At 72.7% G+C, this 16,291-nt stretch carries 19 protein-coding genes; 10 read left to right on the top strand and 9 right to left on the bottom strand.

Going from position 1 to position 16,291, the window contains the following annotated elements:
• Positions 1-39: 39 nt before the first annotated feature.
• Both AB0J12_RS11600 and AB0J12_RS11595 read right to left on the bottom strand, forming a co-directional pair.
• Positions 40-660 (bottom strand): TetR/AcrR family transcriptional regulator, encoded by a 621-nt coding sequence (locus AB0J12_RS11600; RefSeq protein WP_363264064.1) that lies wholly within the window; start codon positions 658-660, stop codon positions 40-42.
• A gap of 123 nt (positions 661-783) precedes the next feature.
• A complete protein-coding gene (locus tag AB0J12_RS11595; protein ID WP_363264063.1) occupies positions 784-1,266 on the bottom strand; it encodes a MarR family transcriptional regulator in 483 nt (160 codons plus the stop codon).
• A 162-nt stretch (positions 1,267-1,428) separates the two neighbouring features.
• Between AB0J12_RS11595 and AB0J12_RS11590 the strand changes: the two genes are divergently transcribed.
• Complete coding sequence (locus tag AB0J12_RS11590; RefSeq protein WP_363264062.1) at positions 1,429-2,577, top strand: PP2C family protein-serine/threonine phosphatase; 1,149 nt, start codon at positions 1,429-1,431, stop codon at positions 2,575-2,577.
• A gap of 279 nt (positions 2,578-2,856) precedes the next feature.
• On the opposite strand, the gene AB0J12_RS11585 is transcribed toward AB0J12_RS11590, so the two are convergent.
• The 4 genes from AB0J12_RS11585 to AB0J12_RS11570 all read right to left on the bottom strand — a co-directional run bounded on the left by AB0J12_RS11585 (position 2,857) and on the right by AB0J12_RS11570 (position 4,711).
• A complete protein-coding gene (locus AB0J12_RS11585; RefSeq protein WP_363264061.1) occupies positions 2,857-3,354 on the bottom strand; it encodes a MarR family transcriptional regulator in 498 nt (165 codons plus the stop codon).
• A gap of 174 nt (positions 3,355-3,528) precedes the next feature.
• A complete protein-coding gene (locus tag AB0J12_RS11580) occupies positions 3,529-3,960 on the bottom strand; it encodes a PRC-barrel domain-containing protein (protein WP_363264060.1) in 432 nt (143 codons plus the stop codon).
• Positions 3,957-4,568 carry a PRC-barrel domain-containing protein gene (locus tag AB0J12_RS11575; protein WP_363264059.1) on the bottom strand — a complete coding sequence of 204 codons (612 nt, stop codon included), beginning with the start codon at positions 4,566-4,568 and terminating at the stop codon, positions 3,957-3,959. The genes AB0J12_RS11580 and AB0J12_RS11575 overlap by 4 nt, the downstream gene beginning before the upstream one ends.
• Complete coding sequence (locus AB0J12_RS11570) at positions 4,565-4,711, bottom strand: hypothetical protein (RefSeq protein ID WP_363264058.1); 147 nt, start codon at positions 4,709-4,711, stop codon at positions 4,565-4,567. Before AB0J12_RS11570 ends, AB0J12_RS11575 begins: the two co-directional genes overlap by 4 nt.
• 247 nt (positions 4,712-4,958) lie before the next feature.
• Here AB0J12_RS11570 and AB0J12_RS11565 point away from each other — a divergent pair, with 247 nt between their 5' ends.
• The 5 genes from AB0J12_RS11565 to AB0J12_RS11545 all read left to right on the top strand — a co-directional run bounded on the left by AB0J12_RS11565 (position 4,959) and on the right by AB0J12_RS11545 (position 9,347).
• Positions 4,959-5,135, top strand: a complete 177-nt coding sequence (locus AB0J12_RS11565) for a hypothetical protein (RefSeq protein WP_363264057.1) — start codon at positions 4,959-4,961, stop codon at positions 5,133-5,135.
• 52 nt (positions 5,136-5,187) lie between these two features.
• Positions 5,188-6,087 (top strand): YihY/virulence factor BrkB family protein, encoded by a 900-nt coding sequence (locus AB0J12_RS11560; RefSeq protein WP_363264056.1) that lies wholly within the window; start codon positions 5,188-5,190, stop codon positions 6,085-6,087.
• 76 nt (positions 6,088-6,163) lie between these two features.
• Positions 6,164-7,015, top strand: a complete 852-nt coding sequence (locus AB0J12_RS11555; RefSeq protein ID WP_363264055.1) for an RNA polymerase sigma factor SigF — start codon at positions 6,164-6,166, stop codon at positions 7,013-7,015.
• 53 nt (positions 7,016-7,068) lie between these two features.
• Positions 7,069-7,575: an ATP-binding protein gene (locus AB0J12_RS11550; RefSeq protein ID WP_363264054.1), complete on the top strand. Its 507-nt coding sequence runs from the start codon at positions 7,069-7,071 to the stop codon at positions 7,573-7,575.
• Between the two features lie 590 nt (positions 7,576-8,165).
• Positions 8,166-9,347, top strand: coding sequence for an MBL fold metallo-hydrolase (locus tag AB0J12_RS11545; protein ID WP_363264053.1), 1,182 nt, complete (start codon positions 8,166-8,168; stop codon positions 9,345-9,347).
• Positions 9,348-9,394: 47 nt separating this feature from the next.
• On the opposite strand, the gene AB0J12_RS11540 is transcribed toward AB0J12_RS11545, so the two are convergent.
• Genes AB0J12_RS11540 through AB0J12_RS11530 form a run of 3 tightly spaced genes read right to left on the bottom strand, consistent with a single transcriptional unit; the run spans position 9,395 to position 11,951 of the window.
• The gene (locus tag AB0J12_RS11540; protein WP_363264052.1) at positions 9,395-9,880 is read right to left on the bottom strand and encodes a S26 family signal peptidase; all 486 of its coding nucleotides are present in this window, start codon (positions 9,878-9,880) and stop codon (positions 9,395-9,397) included.
• Positions 9,877-11,763 (bottom strand): ABC transporter ATP-binding protein, encoded by a 1,887-nt coding sequence (locus AB0J12_RS11535; protein ID WP_363264051.1) that lies wholly within the window; start codon positions 11,761-11,763, stop codon positions 9,877-9,879. Before AB0J12_RS11535 ends, AB0J12_RS11540 begins: the two co-directional genes overlap by 4 nt.
• Before the next feature lie 20 nt (positions 11,764-11,783).
• Complete coding sequence (locus tag AB0J12_RS11530) at positions 11,784-11,951, bottom strand: hypothetical protein (protein WP_363264050.1); 168 nt, start codon at positions 11,949-11,951, stop codon at positions 11,784-11,786.
• A gap of 216 nt (positions 11,952-12,167) precedes the next feature.
• Here AB0J12_RS11530 and AB0J12_RS11525 point away from each other — a divergent pair, with 216 nt between their 5' ends.
• The 4 genes from AB0J12_RS11525 to AB0J12_RS11510 all read left to right on the top strand — a co-directional run bounded on the left by AB0J12_RS11525 (position 12,168) and on the right by AB0J12_RS11510 (position 16,291).
• The gene (locus AB0J12_RS11525; protein ID WP_363264049.1) at positions 12,168-12,728 is read left to right on the top strand and encodes a MauE/DoxX family redox-associated membrane protein; all 561 of its coding nucleotides are present in this window, start codon (positions 12,168-12,170) and stop codon (positions 12,726-12,728) included.
• Positions 12,729-12,821: 93 nt separating this feature from the next.
• On the top strand, positions 12,822-13,361 hold the full coding sequence (locus AB0J12_RS11520; protein WP_363264048.1) for a hypothetical protein: 540 nt from the start codon (positions 12,822-12,824) through the stop codon (positions 13,359-13,361).
• A 375-nt stretch (positions 13,362-13,736) separates the two neighbouring features.
• Positions 13,737-15,806 (top strand): ATP-binding protein, encoded by a 2,070-nt coding sequence (locus tag AB0J12_RS11515; protein ID WP_363264047.1) that lies wholly within the window; start codon positions 13,737-13,739, stop codon positions 15,804-15,806.
• Between the two features lie 50 nt (positions 15,807-15,856).
• The gene (locus tag AB0J12_RS11510; RefSeq protein ID WP_363264046.1) at positions 15,857-16,291 is read left to right on the top strand and encodes a roadblock/LC7 domain-containing protein; all 435 of its coding nucleotides are present in this window, start codon (positions 15,857-15,859) and stop codon (positions 16,289-16,291) included.

Below are 16,291 nucleotides of genomic sequence, written 5' to 3'. Positions count from 1 at the left end.
GAGGCCGCTGCGCACCGCCCCAGGCAGGGTTGGTGTCACTCACCTCCGCGGCGCGGTCAACTCCTGGCGGCTCAGCCCGAGTTCCCGGGCCAGCGCCTCATCGACCCACTCCTGCGCCCGGATGCGCGAAACCGTGCCGCCGTACGCGGTCAGCTGCACCGCCAGCCCGTCCAGCAGAGCCGTCAGCCGCAGCGCGGAGGCGGCCGGATCGGGGCAGGTGAACTCGCCCGCGGCCACCCCCTCCGCGACGACTTCGGCCAGCGCCGCCTTCCACCGCCGGTCCAGGTCGCGGCCCACCGCGCGCAGCGGCGGCTCGCGCAGGGCCGCCGACCAGCCCTCGATCCACAGCCGCCAGCCCTTGGCCTGCCCCGTCGGCGCGTACCAGCGCACCGCCGCGCGCAGCCGGCGCAGCGCGGTGGTACGGCGGCCGAGCAGTTCCCGCAGCCGCGCGAGGTCGGCCTCGGCGGCGTACGCGAAGGCCGCCGCGACCAGCTTCTCCTTGGTGGAGAAGTGGTACAGCACCAGCGCGTTGCTCACGCCGAGAGCCTGGGCGACGTCGGCGATCCGCACCGCCGCAACGCCCCGCTCCTCGATCTGCTCCACGGCGGCCCGCAGGATCTCCTCCCGCCGCTCCGCCACGCTCAACCGCACTCTCGCCACGGCTGTTCACCCTAGTGCAGCGCTCGGGGCCGGACACCTCGAATGTCCGGCCCCGCGCCACGGCCCCTGGGACCCGCGCCGTCGGCCGGCAATTGGGCGACTTCCCGTGTCGCGCCGCTCGTCTCAGGCGGACCGGCTGTCGGCGCCGGTCTCGTGGCGCTTCTGGGTCGAAGCGGCGTCGCAGAAGGCCTCCAGCCCTTCCAGAAGGGCTGCGCGCTTCGCCGGGGGCATCACGTTCAGTACCGACTGCAGCTCCTGTTGTCTCCGCTCGCGCAGGTCGGCGAGGAAGGAGCGGCCGTGGCCGCTCAGGTGCAGGCGCACCTCGCGCCGGTCGGTCGGGCTGACGTCGCGGTCGATGAAGCCGGCCGCCTGCAGCCGGTCGCAGAGCCGGCTGGTCGACGGAGGCGTGGAGGCCAGGCAGTCGGCGAGGGTGCGCAGATTGATGCCGTCCTGGTGCTCGAGGACGAGCAGCACACGCAGCTGGGACGCGGAGGCGGGAGCGGTGGAGGCCCGGCCCCAGACGACTTCCAGCAGCTCCGCGGCCGTGGAGGTCACCCGCGCGACCTCGTCGGGCTGCGGGCGGGCGCGGAAGGAAGTCACGGTCACACTCTCGTAGGCGCGCTGGGACGGCTGCCAGCGTACTAGGAGAGTGGGCCGGCTACTGATGTCTCGGCAACCGGGTAGACGCATCCAACGACCGAAGTCCCCGAGTGATGTCCGGTGGCACACCGGCGAAGGATTGGTGTTTTTCCCATCGTGAAGAGATTCGTGGCCGCTGAACGCGCACTCCGTACGGCGGCTCCGCACGAGCTGCTCGACGCCGTCCGTCGTGTACTGCTGGAGCAGTATGCGGCGGAGTCCGTCGAGCTGTTCCTGGCCGACTACAGCCTCACCCTGCTGCAACCGGTGTCGGTGCTGCCGCACACCCTGGAGCCCGTATCGGTGCGCAGCAGCCCGGCAGGCCGGGCGTTCGGAGCCCAGCAGCCCTTCGTGGAGACTCTCGGCGAGGGCCAGGCGCGGATCCACCTGCCCGTCACCGTGCGTGGTGACCGGCTCGGCGTGCTGTCGGTCACCGTACCGGACGGCGGGCACGTCGAGGAGTGCCTCGCGGAACTCGCCGAGATCGCCGAGGTTCTGGGACACGAGGTGATCGTGGCCGAGCGGGACACCGACCTGTACATGCAGGCACGCCGCAAGGACCGGCTCACCCTGGCCGCCGAGATGCAGTGGCAGCTGCTGCCCGGACGCTCCTGCGCGCGCCCGGAGTACGAACTGGGCGCTCAACTGGAGCCCGCCTACGCCATCTTCGGCGACAACTTCGACTGGTCCCTGACCGCTGACCACCTCATGCTCTACGTCACCAACGGCATGGGGGAGGGCATAGAGGCCTCCCTGCTGACCAACCTGGCCATCAACGCGCTGCGCAACGCACGGCGGGCCGGCCTCTCCATCGCCGACCAGGCGGCCCTCGCCGATCAGGCGGTCTACGCGCACTACCGGGGCCGCTGCTATCTGTCGGTGCTGATGCTCGGCTTCGAACTCGCCACCGGTCGTGCCCGGGTCGTGGACGCCGGCTCCCCACGGCTGCTGCGGCTGCGCGGCGGCGTGGTGGAGCCGGTGCGCTTCGAGGAGCAGCTCCCGCTCGGCATGTTCGAGGAGACCGACTACGTCGCCCAGGAATTCCAGGTCGAGCCCGGTGATCGTCTGATCTTCGTCAGCGACGGGGTGTACGCCGTCGCCTCCCCCGAGGGGGAGCCCTACGGCGACACCGCGCTGACCCGGGCGATCCAGGCCACCCGGCTGCTGCCCGCCGCCGAGGTGCCGAGGGCCGTCCTTCGGGAGCTGACCGGCCACCGCGGCCGGCCCGTCCCGGACGACGACGCGCTGGTGGTCTGCCTCGACTGGCGCGGGCGCTGACCGGCGGCACCCCGTGCGCGTAGCCCGGCCAGGGAGTCCGTGGTGGCCTCCCTGGCCGCGGCGGCGGCCTCCGGCCGGACGGACGGCTTCAGCACCCGGCCGGCACGCCCGGCGCCGGACTCCGGACATGCCTGCACCCTTTGCGGTCCACCCGCGAGGCAACAGTGGCTGCGGGACAGCTCGGCGAGGTTCCCGATGCCGCGATGGTGTGCCTCGACCGGACCGGCCGTGCCGCGGCGAACGCCGTGCGGGCCCCGCACGGCCGGGTGAGCATGCCCGTCATCGCTGCCCGGGCGGCGGCGCACCTGCTTCCCGCGAGGCCAGAAAAGCGCGCAGGCCACGGATCAGGGCCGTACGTTCTTCGGGGGCCATCGATGCCAGAGCGGCGCCCAGGGCCTGCGCCCGCCGGGCCGCCACGTCCTTGAGCACCCGGTTCCCGTGGCCGGTGAGCCTCAACTGGACCTCCCGCCGCTTGTGCGGATGGGACGAACGCTGGAGGAGGCCGGCCGCCTCCAACCGGTCGCACAGCCGGCTCGCCGTGGGCGGCCCTATCCCCAACTGCTCGGCAAGAGCCGTGAGGTTCACGTCCGGAGCCGCCTCCAAGGCGCGCAACGCCCTCAGCTGATGCGGGGACAAGCGCAAGGCGGCCTCCTGGGCGGCCACCGACCAGAGGCCGGTGAGACTGTCCACGGCATCGGCGATCTCCACCGCGACAGCCTCGACGCCATCGCGCGATCCCCTCGCTTCGTCGCCTCCGGGGCTGCCGAGACGGGTCACCGGCACATCACTTCCGTAAGTTTCAGGACTGGGCACGCATCCCCATCAACATGCAGTACCCGAAGAGGCAAGCGGCAAGCGGTACTACCGTCTGCCTCTTCACTCGTCCCACGGATCAGATGATGATCCGGCAGCGGAGGGTCACGGCCCCGCAGGCACGGTTCCGTCCTGGGATCACCGGTCGTCCGCCCGCACCACCACGGCGTAAGGGCCCGCGCCGATCAGCCGCTCACCAGGGATGTCGCCCAGAGCGGTGAAAAGGGTGAGCACACGTCCGGAGTCCGGGTCGAACCCCACATCCTTGACGGTCCCGTGCTCGGTGCCCTGGTCCGTCAACACCCGCCTCCCGATGACCTCCTGATGCTCCGGCACCTCGGGCGCGGTACGGTCGGCGGCCATCCGGGAGCGCGCGATGACGGCATCCGGCCCCACTGCCTCGACCGCGCTCCAGGAGACCGCGTCGGCGTGACGGGACGTTCCCGACAGACGCAGGTAGGAGACGGTGGCCGTGGCCGCGTCGATCGACACAGCCTCCACCTTGCCGAGCGATGCGGCCTCGACGGCGGTCAGAACGGGCAGCCCGCGCGTCTGCGAAAAGAGCATCATCCGCGTCCTCCTTCGTCCTCGCCGGGGGAAAGGATGTCCGAGGCCCCTTGCCGGCTGCGCTCGCGGAAGGCCTCGACCTGGGCGGCGAAGTTCGGCAGGTCGTCGGCGAGGAAGTGACGCGCGGACGTGGGAACGACCAGCGCCTGTCCGGATACGGCGAGCGTCTGGCCGCGCGGGATGAACACCTTGCGCTGCCGCCGCTCGAGGTGTGCGTGGGTGGCGATCTCGAACCCCACCACCCGACCGCCGGCCCCACTCGCGACGACGAGGTCGAGCACCGTCCCCACCTCTGTGCCCTGGTCGGTGAGGACCGGCGCGCCCAGCACATCGCCGCGCGCGGCCTCGCCGGGTTCGATGACCGCCCGCTTTTCCACCAGTGCGGCCTTGTCGCGGATCATCACGGCGGACGGCCCGAGGGCATGGACGTCGGTGAACGGCAGACTCTGCCGCAGCGGCCCTGCCAGCAGCCCCCGCCCGCTCAGCGTGAAGCCGGTGATCCGGCCTGCGGGGGCGTCGAAGACGGTGTCCTTGACCTTCGCCAAGGCTTCACCGCCCAACGTCACCACGACCCGCCCGGTCAGTTCGGAGGCCAGCATGAGCGTGCTCACCGGGCACCTCCCCGACGGGGCCGCCGTTCGCGCCGCACCACCAGGACCGTGCCGGAGCGGCGGCGCGCCTGTAGGGCGGCGGCTCCCACGGTGAGCAGCAGCACCAGCGCGATGAGGAAAAGCGCCCAACCCCACCACGTCATTGTCGGCCTCCTTCGCGTCGTCATCTTCGGTAGCGCAAGCTGTTCCGATACCGCCCCGCGCTACTGCGGTTGCCCGCGCCGGGAGACGGCAACCCCACGGATGACACTCGGCGCTCGCAGGACCAACCCGCCGCCCGTGACGAGTCAGTTGGCTGCGCGCCGGTATTGCCGTGTGCATGGCCAGAGAGGGGGAATCCGCAAGGCACCGGAGTATCCGCTCTCACCCCTGCCGGAAGGAACGAGCATCGTGCTGGCCATCGCCTCGGCGGTTTTGTTCTTCATCGCCTTTTTGATCAATGCGGCTGACATCTCCACCAACGACACCTTCACCTCGACCAACATCATGCTGATCGGTCTCGCCGTGCTGGCCCTGCACCTCGCGGGCGTGGGAAGCGGTTGGTCCGCACGGGGCCGCAGGCGCTGAAGAAGCCCCGGGCAGGGCGTCTGCGAGCGGTCCGCGATGGGAACATCGGGGCATGCGTGACTGTGGCGGCCGGGACGGCCGATGGTGGACGGCGCTTCGCCGGGTACCGGTGGCGGTGTGGGACGACGACGTCACGGACTGGGCCGCCGCACTGACCTACTACGCGGTGCTGGCTCTGTTCCCCGTGCTGCTGGTGATCCTGTCGGTGCTGGGCCTGACCATGCCCACGACGAAGCCGGGCGTCATCGACCGGATGCTCCAGCTCTTCCCGCTGGCCTCACGTGGGCTGCTGCGCGGTGCTCTGCAGCAGATGGCCGGGCAGTCGTCCGCGACGTGGCTGCTCTTCGCCTTCAGCGTGACGGGAGCGCTGTGGTCGGGCTCGAGCTACCTGAGCGTCTTCCGGCGGGCCCTGCACGCGATGCACCGGGTCGGCGCGCACCGCCCGGTGTGGCGCACCGTTCCACGCGTCATCCTCACCACGGTCGTACTGATCGCCCTGCTCCTCGTCACCACCCTCGCCCTGCTCCTCACCGGAAGCCTGGCCAGGAGTCTGGGCAGGGCCCTGGATCTGGGCAACGTGCCCGAGACGGCCTGGGGCGCGCTGCGGTGGCCCCTCCTGACCGTGGTCGCGGTCGCCCTGGTTCTGGTGCTGTACCGCTCGGGCCCCGCGGCCTCGCGCCCCGTACGGAGGATGGCGCCGGGCGGTGGTCTGGCGGTCGCCCTCCTGCTGGTCGTCTCGCTGGGCTTCACCTTCTACACCAACCACGTGAGCACCTACCACCGCCTCTACGGCTCACTGGCCGGCGTCATCGTCTTCCTCATCTGGCTGTGGCTGTCCAATCTGGCGTTGCTGATGGGCGCTCAGTTCAACGCGGAACTCGCCAAGACCGCCACCGGGGCTCACGCCGGCGTCCCCCGAGTGCGGGAAGAAGACGCTCCGTCCCGTACCTGAGTTTTCCTCGTGTGGACCGGGGTAGGCGCGCCTCACTGGCTGCTTCGGTCGGGGAGGGCACGAGAAGGGGAGAGAAATGATGGCGGCGACGGCGTCACGCACGGACGTGAACGGCAAGACGGCCGGCCTGCCGGAGGTGACCGACCCCCGGGCGGTCCCGCCGAAGGACGCCCGGCAGCTGACGAAGGCGTTCCTCGAGCGGCTGGCGGTGCTGGAGGAGGGCACGGCCCAGTACCAGTACGCGCGCAACACGCTGATCGAGATGAACACCTCTCTCGTGCGGTATGCGGCGGGCCGGTTCCGCAGCCGCGGCCCGGAGGAGATGGAGGACATCGTCCAGGTCGGCACGATCGGCCTGATCAAGGCGATCGACCGCTTCGAGCTGTCCCGTGAGGTGGAGTTCACCTCCTTCGCCATCCCCTACATCGTCGGCGAGATCAAGCGCTTCTTCCGGGACACCTCCTGGGCCGTCCACGTGCCCCGCCGCCTGCAGGAGGCCCGGGTCGAGCTCGCACGGGCCACGGACGAACTGCGCTCCCGGCTGGGCCGCACCCCCACCGTCCGGGAGCTCGCCGAGCTGATGAGCCTGTCGGAGGAGGAGGTCATAGAGGCCCGCATGGCTTCCAACGGCTACAACTCCTCCTCCCTGGACGCCACCATCGGCGGCGCACCGGACGGCGAGATGGCATTGTCCGAATTCATCGGCGCCGAGGACCCCGCCATGGGGCTGGTGGAGGACTTCCACGCCCTGGCGCCCCTGATCGCCGAACTCGGCGAGCGCGACCGGCAGATCCTGCACATGCGGTTCGTCGAGGAACTCACCCAGGCCCAGATCGGCGAGCACCTGGGATGCTCCCAGATGCATGTCTCACGCTTGCTGTCCCGGACCTTGAAGCGCCTGCGTGAGGGCATGCTCACCACGCGCTGAACCGTGGGCCGTCCGGCGGCACGGGCGTTCGCCCGGGCCTGCTCCCCACGCCGGTGCCGTCACCGGGGCGGGGAGCGGCGACACGAAGGCCGGGCACACGAACGGAACGTACCGGCCAATCAGGGAGGCAGCGCGTGATCCGCCATCGTCCGGGGACGGGAGTCGGCCCGTCGCGTCACACGGTCCTCGACAGTGACTCGGAAACTCCCGTCAGGGCTCGGCGCGTCTGCCGGCGATATCTGCGGCAGCTGGTACCGCCGGTCGTGGGCCGCGCGGCCGACGACGTCGAACTGGTCGTCTCGGAGCTCGTCACCAACGTGGTGCGGCATGCGCACAGTGCGACGTGCATGTTGAGCTTGGACGCCCGTCCCGATGCGGTCGAGGTGACGGTGGTGGACTCCGACCCCACCCCTCCGTGCTCACGCCTCCCCGACCTGAGCGGGCAGGCCGGAGGGTTCGGCTGGTCCATGGTCCGTCGCCTGGCCAAGAGGGTGACGGTGGTCCCGGTCCCGAGCGGTAAGGCCGTGTGCGTACTGATGCCGCGGCCGGCCCCGGCCTAGGCGTTCGGGGGAATCGCCTGCCGCGCCTGACGACGAGTGGTTTACCCGGCTCGGCACGTGGCACCCGTGCGGTGCATGGAAGGTGCGGTTCGAAAGGCGAAGTCGGGCCGCAGCGTGCGTCTCCCCTTCAAAGGGCGGCGAGGCCGAACGTGAACCGGCCTCGCCGCCCTTCTCGGTGACTGGCCATCGTCGTTCCCGGACGGCCGCCCCGCCCCCATGCCCCGCCCGCACCGTCCACGGGGCGTACGCGCGGCGCACCCCGCCGGTTCGGGGCCGCCCCGTCCGCACCTCGGCCCGCCGGCACCCGGCCCGCCGAGTCGTGGGACCGACGACAGACTTCTCGGGCAACCCGTCGGGGAGATCAAGGCCACGACGCACTCGCCGCGGACGATCACACACAGCCGCCGGCCCTACGACCCCTGGCCGCCGGGCCTACGACCCCTGATCTCGACTTCCGGGCCCCTGGGCCCAGGCCGGCCCCCGGCCGCCGGCTTCCGCCGCCCGCGCCTGCCCCGCCCTGCGCCCGCCCCGCCCCGTGGTCGGTCGCGTCGCGGACCATAATGGAACGCCCCGACTCTTCTGGAGGTGCCGTGACCGGCTCCCGTTTCACGAGCTCCGGGCTCCGTGCGCTGAGGCCGGCGGCCTTCGGTGCGGACCCGGCCGGTGAGCGCCTGGCGCGCATCCGGCGTTCGCCCCACTTCCAGGACGGCGTGTTCGTGAACCCGGGCGGCGCCGCCCGTACCCGCCCGTCCTGCTCCGCGACGGACTTCGCCAAGGTGTACTTCGACAAGGAGGCCCGCCCCCGGCGCTCTCCGACGGGCACGGTTCCGGTGCACGCCACCACGCTCGCCGACCTCGCCCGGCCGCCGGCGACGGGGCTGCGGCTGACCTGGATGGGGCACTCCAGCGTGCTCGCCGAGATCGACGGGCAGCGGGTGCTCTTCGACCCCGTGTGGGGTGAGCGCTGCTCCCCGTTCCCCTTCGCCGGGCCCAGACGGCTGCATCCCGCGCCCCTGCCGCTCGCCGCGCTCGGCCCGGTCGACGTCGTCGTCATCTCCCACGACCACTACGACCACCTCGACCTGCCCACGGTCAAGGCGCTGGCGGGCACCGACACGCTGTTCGCCGTGCCGCTCGGCGTCGGCGCCCATCTGGAGCACTGGGGCGTCGCGGAGAGCCGGCTGCGCGAGCTGGACTGGCACGAGGAGATCAAGGTCGGCCCCCTCACCCTGACCGCGACCCCGGCCCGCCACTTCTGCGGCCGCGGCCTGCGCAACACCCAGCACACGCTGTGGGCGTCCTGGGTCGTCGCGGGCGAGGAACACCGGATCTACCACAGCGGCGACACCGGCTACTTCGACGGCTTCCGGGACATCGGCGCAGCCCACGGCCCGTTCGACGCGACGATGATCCAGATCGGGGCGTACAGCGAGTTCTGGCCGGACATCCATATGACCCCCGAGGAGGGCGTACGCGCCCACCTCGATCTCCAGGGCGGCGCACCGCACGGGGCGCTGCTGCCGATCCACTGGGGCACCTTCAACCTCGCCCCGCACCCGTGGGCCGAGCCGGGGGAGTGGACGCTGGCGGCCGGTGAGACGGTCGGGCAGCCCGTCGCGGTGCCCGTGCCGGGCGCGCCCTTCGAGCCGGGCGGCGACCTGCCCACCCGTCCCTGGTGGCGCGGCGTGTCCCAGACCCTCACCCGCAGCTGGCCGGCCCCGGAGCTCGGACTGCGCGCGGCCCGGGGGCTGGACCTCGTGGGCGACGACTGAGCGCCCCGTCCAGGGAGCCCGCCCCCGAGCCCCCGTCCAGGGGGCCGTCACCTGCGTAGAACCGTGAGGACGACGCCGAGGAGGGTCGAGGCGGGCACGTAGCCGAAGTGGCGGGAGTCCTGGGTGCGCGGTGCGTCCCCGCGGACGACCAGGGAGCCGGGTGGCACCCGCCCGCCCGGCGGAGCGCCGACGGCCGCGCGCACCTCCTCCGGGACCGGGTCGCCGGGCACAGCCGCGACCCGTTTGACCAGCCACTCCAGGTGTGCGTCGCGCTCGACGGCGGGCATCGGGTTGCGGAACACGACCGCGTCGCCGCGACGTACGTGCCGCGTGCGGCGCACGATCAGCCGGTCGCCGTCCGCGAAGGCCGGGCTCATGCTCGATCCGGTGACCCTGACGAGCGCGAGCCGTGTCCGCAGGGCCCGCACCGACCCCAGCAGCAGCACCATGCCCGCTGCCACTGCCGTCAGCGCCCGTCCCGTGCGCGCCCCCGTCGCCGTCATCGTGCCGTCTTCGTGTCGTGGGCGGCTCATGACGCCGCCTCCGCCGGCCTGCTCCGGTCGCCGTCGCTGGCGTAGCCCGCCGCCTGCAGGGTGAACAGCCGCGCGTAGTGCCCGTCCGTGCGGGCCATCAGCTCGTCGTGGGAGCCGAGTTCGGCGATCTCGCCGTCCACCAGGACGGCGATGCGGTCCGCCGCGCGCAGCGCGCCGAGCCGGTGGGAGACCAGCAGCGCGGTGCGTCCCCGGCGGTGCCGGCCCAGCGTGCGGTGCACCTCGTGCTCGGCCTCCGGGTCCAGGCCCGAGCTGGGCTCGTCGAGGATGAGCAGGTCGGCGTCGCGCCGCATCAGCGAACGGGCCAGCGCCACCCGCTGCCACTGCCCGCCGGACAGGGTGACTCCCGTGGCGCCGTCCTCCTCGCCCCGGTGGACCCGGCTGAGCTGCGTCGCGTACCCCTCGGGCAGGCCGCGCAGGGTCCCGTCGATGCCGGCGAGTGCCGCACTGGCGTGGATCCGCTCCCGGTCCTCGCGGTGCGCCAGATCCCCGATGCCGATGTTCTCCGCCGCCGAGAGGTCGTACGTCATGTAGTCCTGGAACGTCACGCCGATCCGGCGGCGCAACTCGGTCACGTCCATGGCGCGGATGTCCGTGCCGTCCCACAGGATCGCGCCGCGCTCGGGGTCGTAGAACCGGCACAGCAACTTGATGAGGGTGCTCTTGCCGGCTCCGTTGCGGCCCACGAGCCCGGTCGCGGTGCCCGCCGGGACGGTCAGGTTCACCCCGCGCAGGACCCAGGGGCCGGACGGGTCGTAGCGGAACCAGACGTCGCGCAGTTCGAGGCTGCCGCTGAGCGCCGGCACCGGAGCTCCGCCCCGGGGCAGGTCGTCGGGGGTGTCGAGCAGGTCGAGGTAGTGGCCGAAGAGCCGGACGCCCTCGGCGGCGGTGCCGGCCTGCAGGACGATCCCGGTGAACGCCCCCTGTACGCCCGCCGCGGCGGCCACGAACAGCGTGACGTCGCCGACGGTGAACCGGCCTCGGGCCGCGCCGACCACGACGACGACCGTGCCGAGCCCGGCGAGAACCGCGTTGAGCGCGGCGAACGCCGACTGTACGAGGGCGCCGCGCCGGGCCACCGCCAGCTGGGCCTCGGTGGCGTCGCCGAGCGCCCGTACCAGCCGGCCGTTCATGAAGCCGCCGAGTCCGAACAGCCGGATCTCCTTGGCGGCCCGCGGGTCGGTGAGCAGCGAGCGGTAGAACAGATGGCGCCGCAGCCGGGCCGAACTCAGTTCCCAGACCACGGCCTGACGGCGCGCCAGCGACAGCCGGGCGAGCAGGGCCGCGGCGCCGACCAGGAACAGCAGGCCCACCATCGGCGGCCACACGGCGAGCAGCGCGCCGGTGAAGGCGCCGATGGCGGCCACCGCGCGCACGGCCTCCTGCGCGAACATGGTGATGTTGTGCGGCGCGTCCTCGCAGGCCTGCTGGGCGAGCCGCAGCCGGTCGTGGAACGCGGGGTCCTCGAACCGCCGCAGCCCGTGGAAGGTGTCGACCTTGGCGAACAGCGTCCGCTCGACCTCGACGACCAGCCGCCTGCGCACCAACTCATCGAGGTAAGCGGAGAGTTGGAGGAGGATCGCGGAGAGCGCGCCGAGCGCGGCCACGGCGATCCCGAGGAAGACGGCACGGTGGGTGTCGGTGTGCGCACCGTGGCCCAGTTCGTCGAACAGCAGCTTGGTGAGCCAGGCGGCGGCGGCCGGCAGGACGCCGACGGAGAGGGTGGTGGCGAACAGCAGCGTGGCGCCCACGGGTGCGCCGCGGAACTGCAGGGCGATCGCCGCCCACGCGGCGCGGGCCCGCAGCCGGTTCCCCGGAGGCGGCGATGCCTCCGGGGAACCGTCCGGTGGATCGGCGTGCGTCATCGGCGCGTTGGGACCGAGGGTCAGCAGCTGCCGGACTTCACGCAGGGACCGGCACAGCTGTAGACGTACCGGACGTGGTTCGTGCACTTGCAGAACGTGCCGTGCTCCGGGACGCAGGCGCCGGCCCGGTCCTCCTTGAGGAGCATGCCGAGCAGCTTGTCGCCCATCGTTGCGATCACACGGGTCATCGCGGACCTCCGTCTAGGAATGAAGGCCGGCCATGGGTGTGGCCGACCGCGGCAGAAGTTAAGTCCTGTGGCCAATTGAGCGCAAGGGCGCAAAAGTTGACGGAGCGATTCCGTATTCGCAGGAAATTTTTGAGCGGGAAATGACCACTGTTGCTCATGTCGACTTGGGGTTACATTGCCTCCGGCCCAGTCGTCCCAGAGAGGTGAGGGCTGCTCGTGGCATACGCCCTGCTTGCTGTCCGGCTTCTCGTCGGCATCGTGTTCGCCGCCTCGGCGACCGGAAAACTGCGCGGCGCCGGTGCGTTCGCCGGATTCGAGGATTCCGCCCGCGCCATGGGCGTACCGGCCCGCGCCGTGCGCCCCGTGGCGGTGACCGTCGTGGCGGGGGAGTGTGCCGCGGTGGTGCTGCTCGCCCTCGGGCCCGGCGGAGCCTTCGGCTTCGGCCTGACCCTGTTGCTGCTCGCCGCCTTCACCGCCGGCATCGTCCGGGCGTTGCGTGCCGGGACGCGGACGTCGTGCGCGTGCTTCGGTGCCTCGACGACGCCGCTCGGCCGCCGGCATGTGGTGCGCAACACCGTGCTGCTCGCCCTGGCCGCCTTCGGCCTGGCGGCGGCGCTCGCCGGGACGCCGGTGCCGGGGCAGGCGGCCGGTGTGCTCGTCGCGGCGTTCGCCGCGCTGGTCGGCGCACTCCTCGTGATCTTCACCGACGAGCTGGGCTCGCTGTTCGACGACGGCGCCCCCCGCACCCAGGGGCGCGTCCGCGGATCCGCCCCGTAGGCATCGACCGCCGCACCCCTAAGGCGGCTCGACCTCCCGGACCGCCGCGGCGGACACCCCGCCCGGCGATCACACGAGACCTCGGAGTCACCCATGCCCTTCCTCGTCAGCGCCGTCGTGGTGCTCGCCGTGCTCTGTCTGCTGAACCTGCTCCTCACCTTCGGCGTCATCCGCAAACTGCGGGCGCAGGCCGCGGAGAAGTCCGACCGGGTCGTGGACGGGCTGATCGTCCCGGCCGGCTCCACCGTGTCCTCCTTCTCCGCCGTGACCACCACCGGCGAGCGGATCACCCGCGACGGGCTGGGCGAGACCATGCTCGGTTTCTTCACCCCCGACTGCCGTGCCTGCAAGGAGCGGCTGCCCCTCTTCGTGGAGCAGGCCCGCGCCACGGCGGCCCTGACCGGCCGCAGCGTCCTGGCGGTCGTGCACGGCACGCCGGAGGAGGCCCGTGAGCAGGTGGCGGCCCTGTCCGGGGTCGCCCACGTCGTCGTCGAGGAGGGCGACGGGCCGCTCGGCGAGGCCTTCGACATCACCGGCTATCCGGTCTTCGGTCTGCTCACGGCCGACGGCACCCTCGCCGCCACGGCGTTCGACCCGGCCCGCCTGCCGGCGCCGGCGCGCGCGGCGGTCTGATCCCGAGTCACCTCGACGTTAACGCTGAGTGATGCCAAGGGGAAGGCTGCACCGGGCGCGGACCGGTCCCGAGCGATCCCCGCCGGGCGTCCATCGAACAGGAGACGGAAAGGGTGAGGGCCGGGAGGTGACATGCCTCCCGGCCCTCGCCCTTTCGTCATGACCGCTCCTGAACAGCTCTGATCGCAAAATGATCGCCGCTGTCCGCCTCCCGGGCAGGGTTATCGGTCTGTCGTACGAAGCCTCATACCAGAGGGGGGTGCTGTGCGTGGCACTTTGTCAACTGCCCACCGCGCATGATGCGTTGCCGACTACTGTGAGTGTCCGTCGGGCGACACCAGCCCGACGGACCAGGACCCCAGTACGAGGACACCGATGTCTCACCTCCGCGCACCGGCCGCACGCGCAGACCGCCGTGAGGGCGGCGGGCGGCACGGGCGGCCGGCAGTCCGCACCCACCCCACCGTCCCCGAGGCCCACATACGGCCGCAGCTGCTGCGCCTCGCCGTACTCCCACCGACCGCGGTCGCCCTGAGCGCCTGCGCGGCGGTGCTGTTCACCGTCCGCACCTCCGGGCCACGCCCCGACGGCCTGTGGGCCGTGCTGGCCGGCGCGGGGGCCGTCGCCCTCGCCGGCATCGTCATCGCCGCCGTCGCGGCCGACCGCGCCGCCCGCTCCATCGGCGACCGGGTCGGCGCCCTGCGCCGCCGCAGCGCGCGCGGCGAGGCGGACCTGCGCGCCCTCGTCGAGGCGCTGCGCCGCGGCGAGGCCCCGCCCGCACCCCCGCAACCGCGCGCCCCGGGCCCCGACGCCGACGACCTCGACCTGCTCGCCGCCGACCTGACCCGCGCGCACGACGCCGCCGTCGCCGCCGTGGTCCATGCCGCGCAGCTGTCCAGCCAGACCGGCAGCGAACAGAAACTGGAGGTCTTCGAGAACCTCGCCCGGCGGCTGCAGTCCCTGGTGCACCGGGAGATCTCCATCCTCGACGAGCTCGAGAACGAGATCGAGGACCCCGACCTGCTCAAGAGCCTCTTCCACGTCGACCACCTCGCCACCCGCATCCGCCGCCACGCCGAGAACCTCGCCGTGCTCGGCGGCGCCGTCTCCCGTCGGCAGTGGAGTCACCCCGTCTCCATGACCGAGGTGCTGCGCTCGGCGATCGCCGAGGTCGAGCAGTACTCCCGGGTCAAGCTGGTCCCGCCGATCGAGGGCACCCTGCGCGGCCACGCCGTCGCCGACGTCATCCACCTGCTCGCCGAACTCGTCGAGAACGCCGGCGTGTTCTCCGCCCCGCACACCCAGGTCCTGCTGCGCGCCAGCCTCGTCACCTCCGGCCTCGCCGTAGAGGTCGAGGACCGCGGCCTGGGTATGCCTGTCGAGGAACAGCAGCGGATGAACCAGCTGCTCGCCGACCCCGACCAGGTCAACGTCGCCCGGCTGCTCGCCGACGGCCGCATCGGGCTCTACGTGGTCTCCCAGCTCGCGCGGCGGCACGGCATCCGGGTGCGCCTGCAGAACAACATCTACGGCGGAGTCCAGGCCGTCCTCGTCGTCCCGCTGGCCCTGCTCGGTGCCGACACCGACACCGGGGCCGTTCCGGCGGGCGGGGACCGACCGCACGACACCGGCACCGGCGCGCACCCCGTCGTCGTACCGCCGCAGCAGGCGCACCCCACCGGGCCGTACGCCGTGCCACCGCACGAGCCCCGTCCCGCGCCCGCGAGCGCGCCCCACGCCACGGTGCCGGACGGCGACGACGGCGTCGTGCCGGTCGTACGGCCGAGGAAGGGCGACCGGCACACCGGCACCGGCCGGCCGGGCGAGGCGCGCTCCGGGCGGCCCGCCCACCCCCTGCCCGAGCAGGCCGCCTCCCCCGCACCCGAGAGCGCCGCCCACGGGCCGGGCGTTCCGCCGTTGCCCGTGCGGGGCCGGCAGCAGGAGCGACCCACCCCCGCCTCGGCCGTACCCGGCATCCGGCCCGAGGACCGGGCGGCGGTGGAGGAGATCGCCGGCGCCCCGCCGCTCCCGCGGGCCGGCGCCGTCCGCGGCACCATGGGCAAGCCCCGGCTGCCCCGGCGCCGCGCCCAGGAACACATCGTGCCGCAACTGCGCGGCGGCCCCCTGCCCCGCCCCGAGGACGACGCCGCCGGACCCGACCCCGGTCTGATGGCCGCCTTCCAGCGCGGCATCACTCTGGCCGAGGCCCAGCAGGGCCTCGACCCGGTCACCGAGCCCCGCCCGGAAGCGGCGACCGGGCCCACCGCCCTGCACCTGACGTCCCCGCGCGCGGCGCACCCCGGGCCGCACGCCGTCCACCTGCCCGCGCCGCTCGACACACCCGGCACCCACCACGGCAGGCCGGCCCCCGCGCCGCACCACCCCGGCGCCCCCGCGCCCGACCGTCTCACCACCCGGCACGACGGGAGCGCACCGGCCGGATGACCACCCCCACCGCTCCCGCCCCACCACGTACCCCAAGGAGTCGATCCACCATGGCGAGCGATGCGCCGACCGCCCAGGCAACCGACCTCGACTGGCTGTTGAGCGGCCTCGTCCAGCGCGTACCCCACACCCGCAGCGCCGTCCTGCTGTCCTGCGACGGGCTCGTGAAGTCCGTGCACGGGCTCGACGTGGACAGCGCCGACCACATGGCGGCCCTCGCCTCCGGCCTGTACTCGCTCGGCCGCAGCGCCGGCATCCGCTTCGGCGACGGCGGCGACGTCCGGCAGGTCGTCGTCGAACTCGACGCGACACTGCTGTTCGTCACCACCGCCGGCTCCGGCACCTGCCTCGCCGTACTCGCCGGCCGCGACGCGGACGCCGCCGTGCTCGGCTACGAGATGGCCATGCTCGTCAAGAGCGTCCGCCCCTACCTGGTGACCGCGCCCCGCCAGCAGTCCGCCGAGCCCCCGGTGATGCGGCCTTGA

The organism is Streptomyces sp. NPDC049915 (assembly GCF_040656475.1).
Classification (GTDB): Bacteria; Actinomycetota; Actinomycetes; order Streptomycetales; family Streptomycetaceae; genus Streptomyces.
Note: the sequence above shows the minus strand (reverse complement) of the source record. Positions and strands in the feature narration are given on the sequence as shown.

Excerpts from the sequence above, each read along its gene's own strand:
- AB0J12_RS11580 (WP_363264060.1), bottom strand. The coding sequence starts at position 3,960 with ATGATGCTCTTTTCGCAGACGCGCGGGCTGCCCGTTCTGACCGCCGTC.
- AB0J12_RS11570 (WP_363264058.1), bottom strand. The coding sequence starts at position 4,711 with ATGACGTGGTGGGGTTGGGCGCTTTTCCTCATCGCGCTGGTGCTGCTG.
- AB0J12_RS11560 (WP_363264056.1), top strand. The coding sequence starts at position 5,188 with ATGCGTGACTGTGGCGGCCGGGACGGCCGATGGTGGACGGCGCTTCGC.
- AB0J12_RS11555 (WP_363264055.1), top strand. The coding sequence starts at position 6,164 with ATGATGGCGGCGACGGCGTCACGCACGGACGTGAACGGCAAGACGGCC.
- AB0J12_RS11540 (WP_363264052.1), bottom strand. The coding sequence starts at position 9,880 with ATGAGCCGCCCACGACACGAAGACGGCACGATGACGGCGACGGGGGCG.
- AB0J12_RS11535 (WP_363264051.1), bottom strand. The coding sequence starts at position 11,763 with ATGACGCACGCCGATCCACCGGACGGTTCCCCGGAGGCATCGCCGCCT.
- AB0J12_RS11530 (WP_363264050.1), bottom strand. The coding sequence starts at position 11,951 with ATGACCCGTGTGATCGCAACGATGGGCGACAAGCTGCTCGGCATGCTC.
- AB0J12_RS11520 (WP_363264048.1), top strand. The coding sequence starts at position 12,822 with ATGCCCTTCCTCGTCAGCGCCGTCGTGGTGCTCGCCGTGCTCTGTCTG.
- AB0J12_RS11515 (WP_363264047.1), top strand. The coding sequence starts at position 13,737 with ATGTCTCACCTCCGCGCACCGGCCGCACGCGCAGACCGCCGTGAGGGC.
- AB0J12_RS11510 (WP_363264046.1), top strand. The coding sequence starts at position 15,857 with ATGGCGAGCGATGCGCCGACCGCCCAGGCAACCGACCTCGACTGGCTG.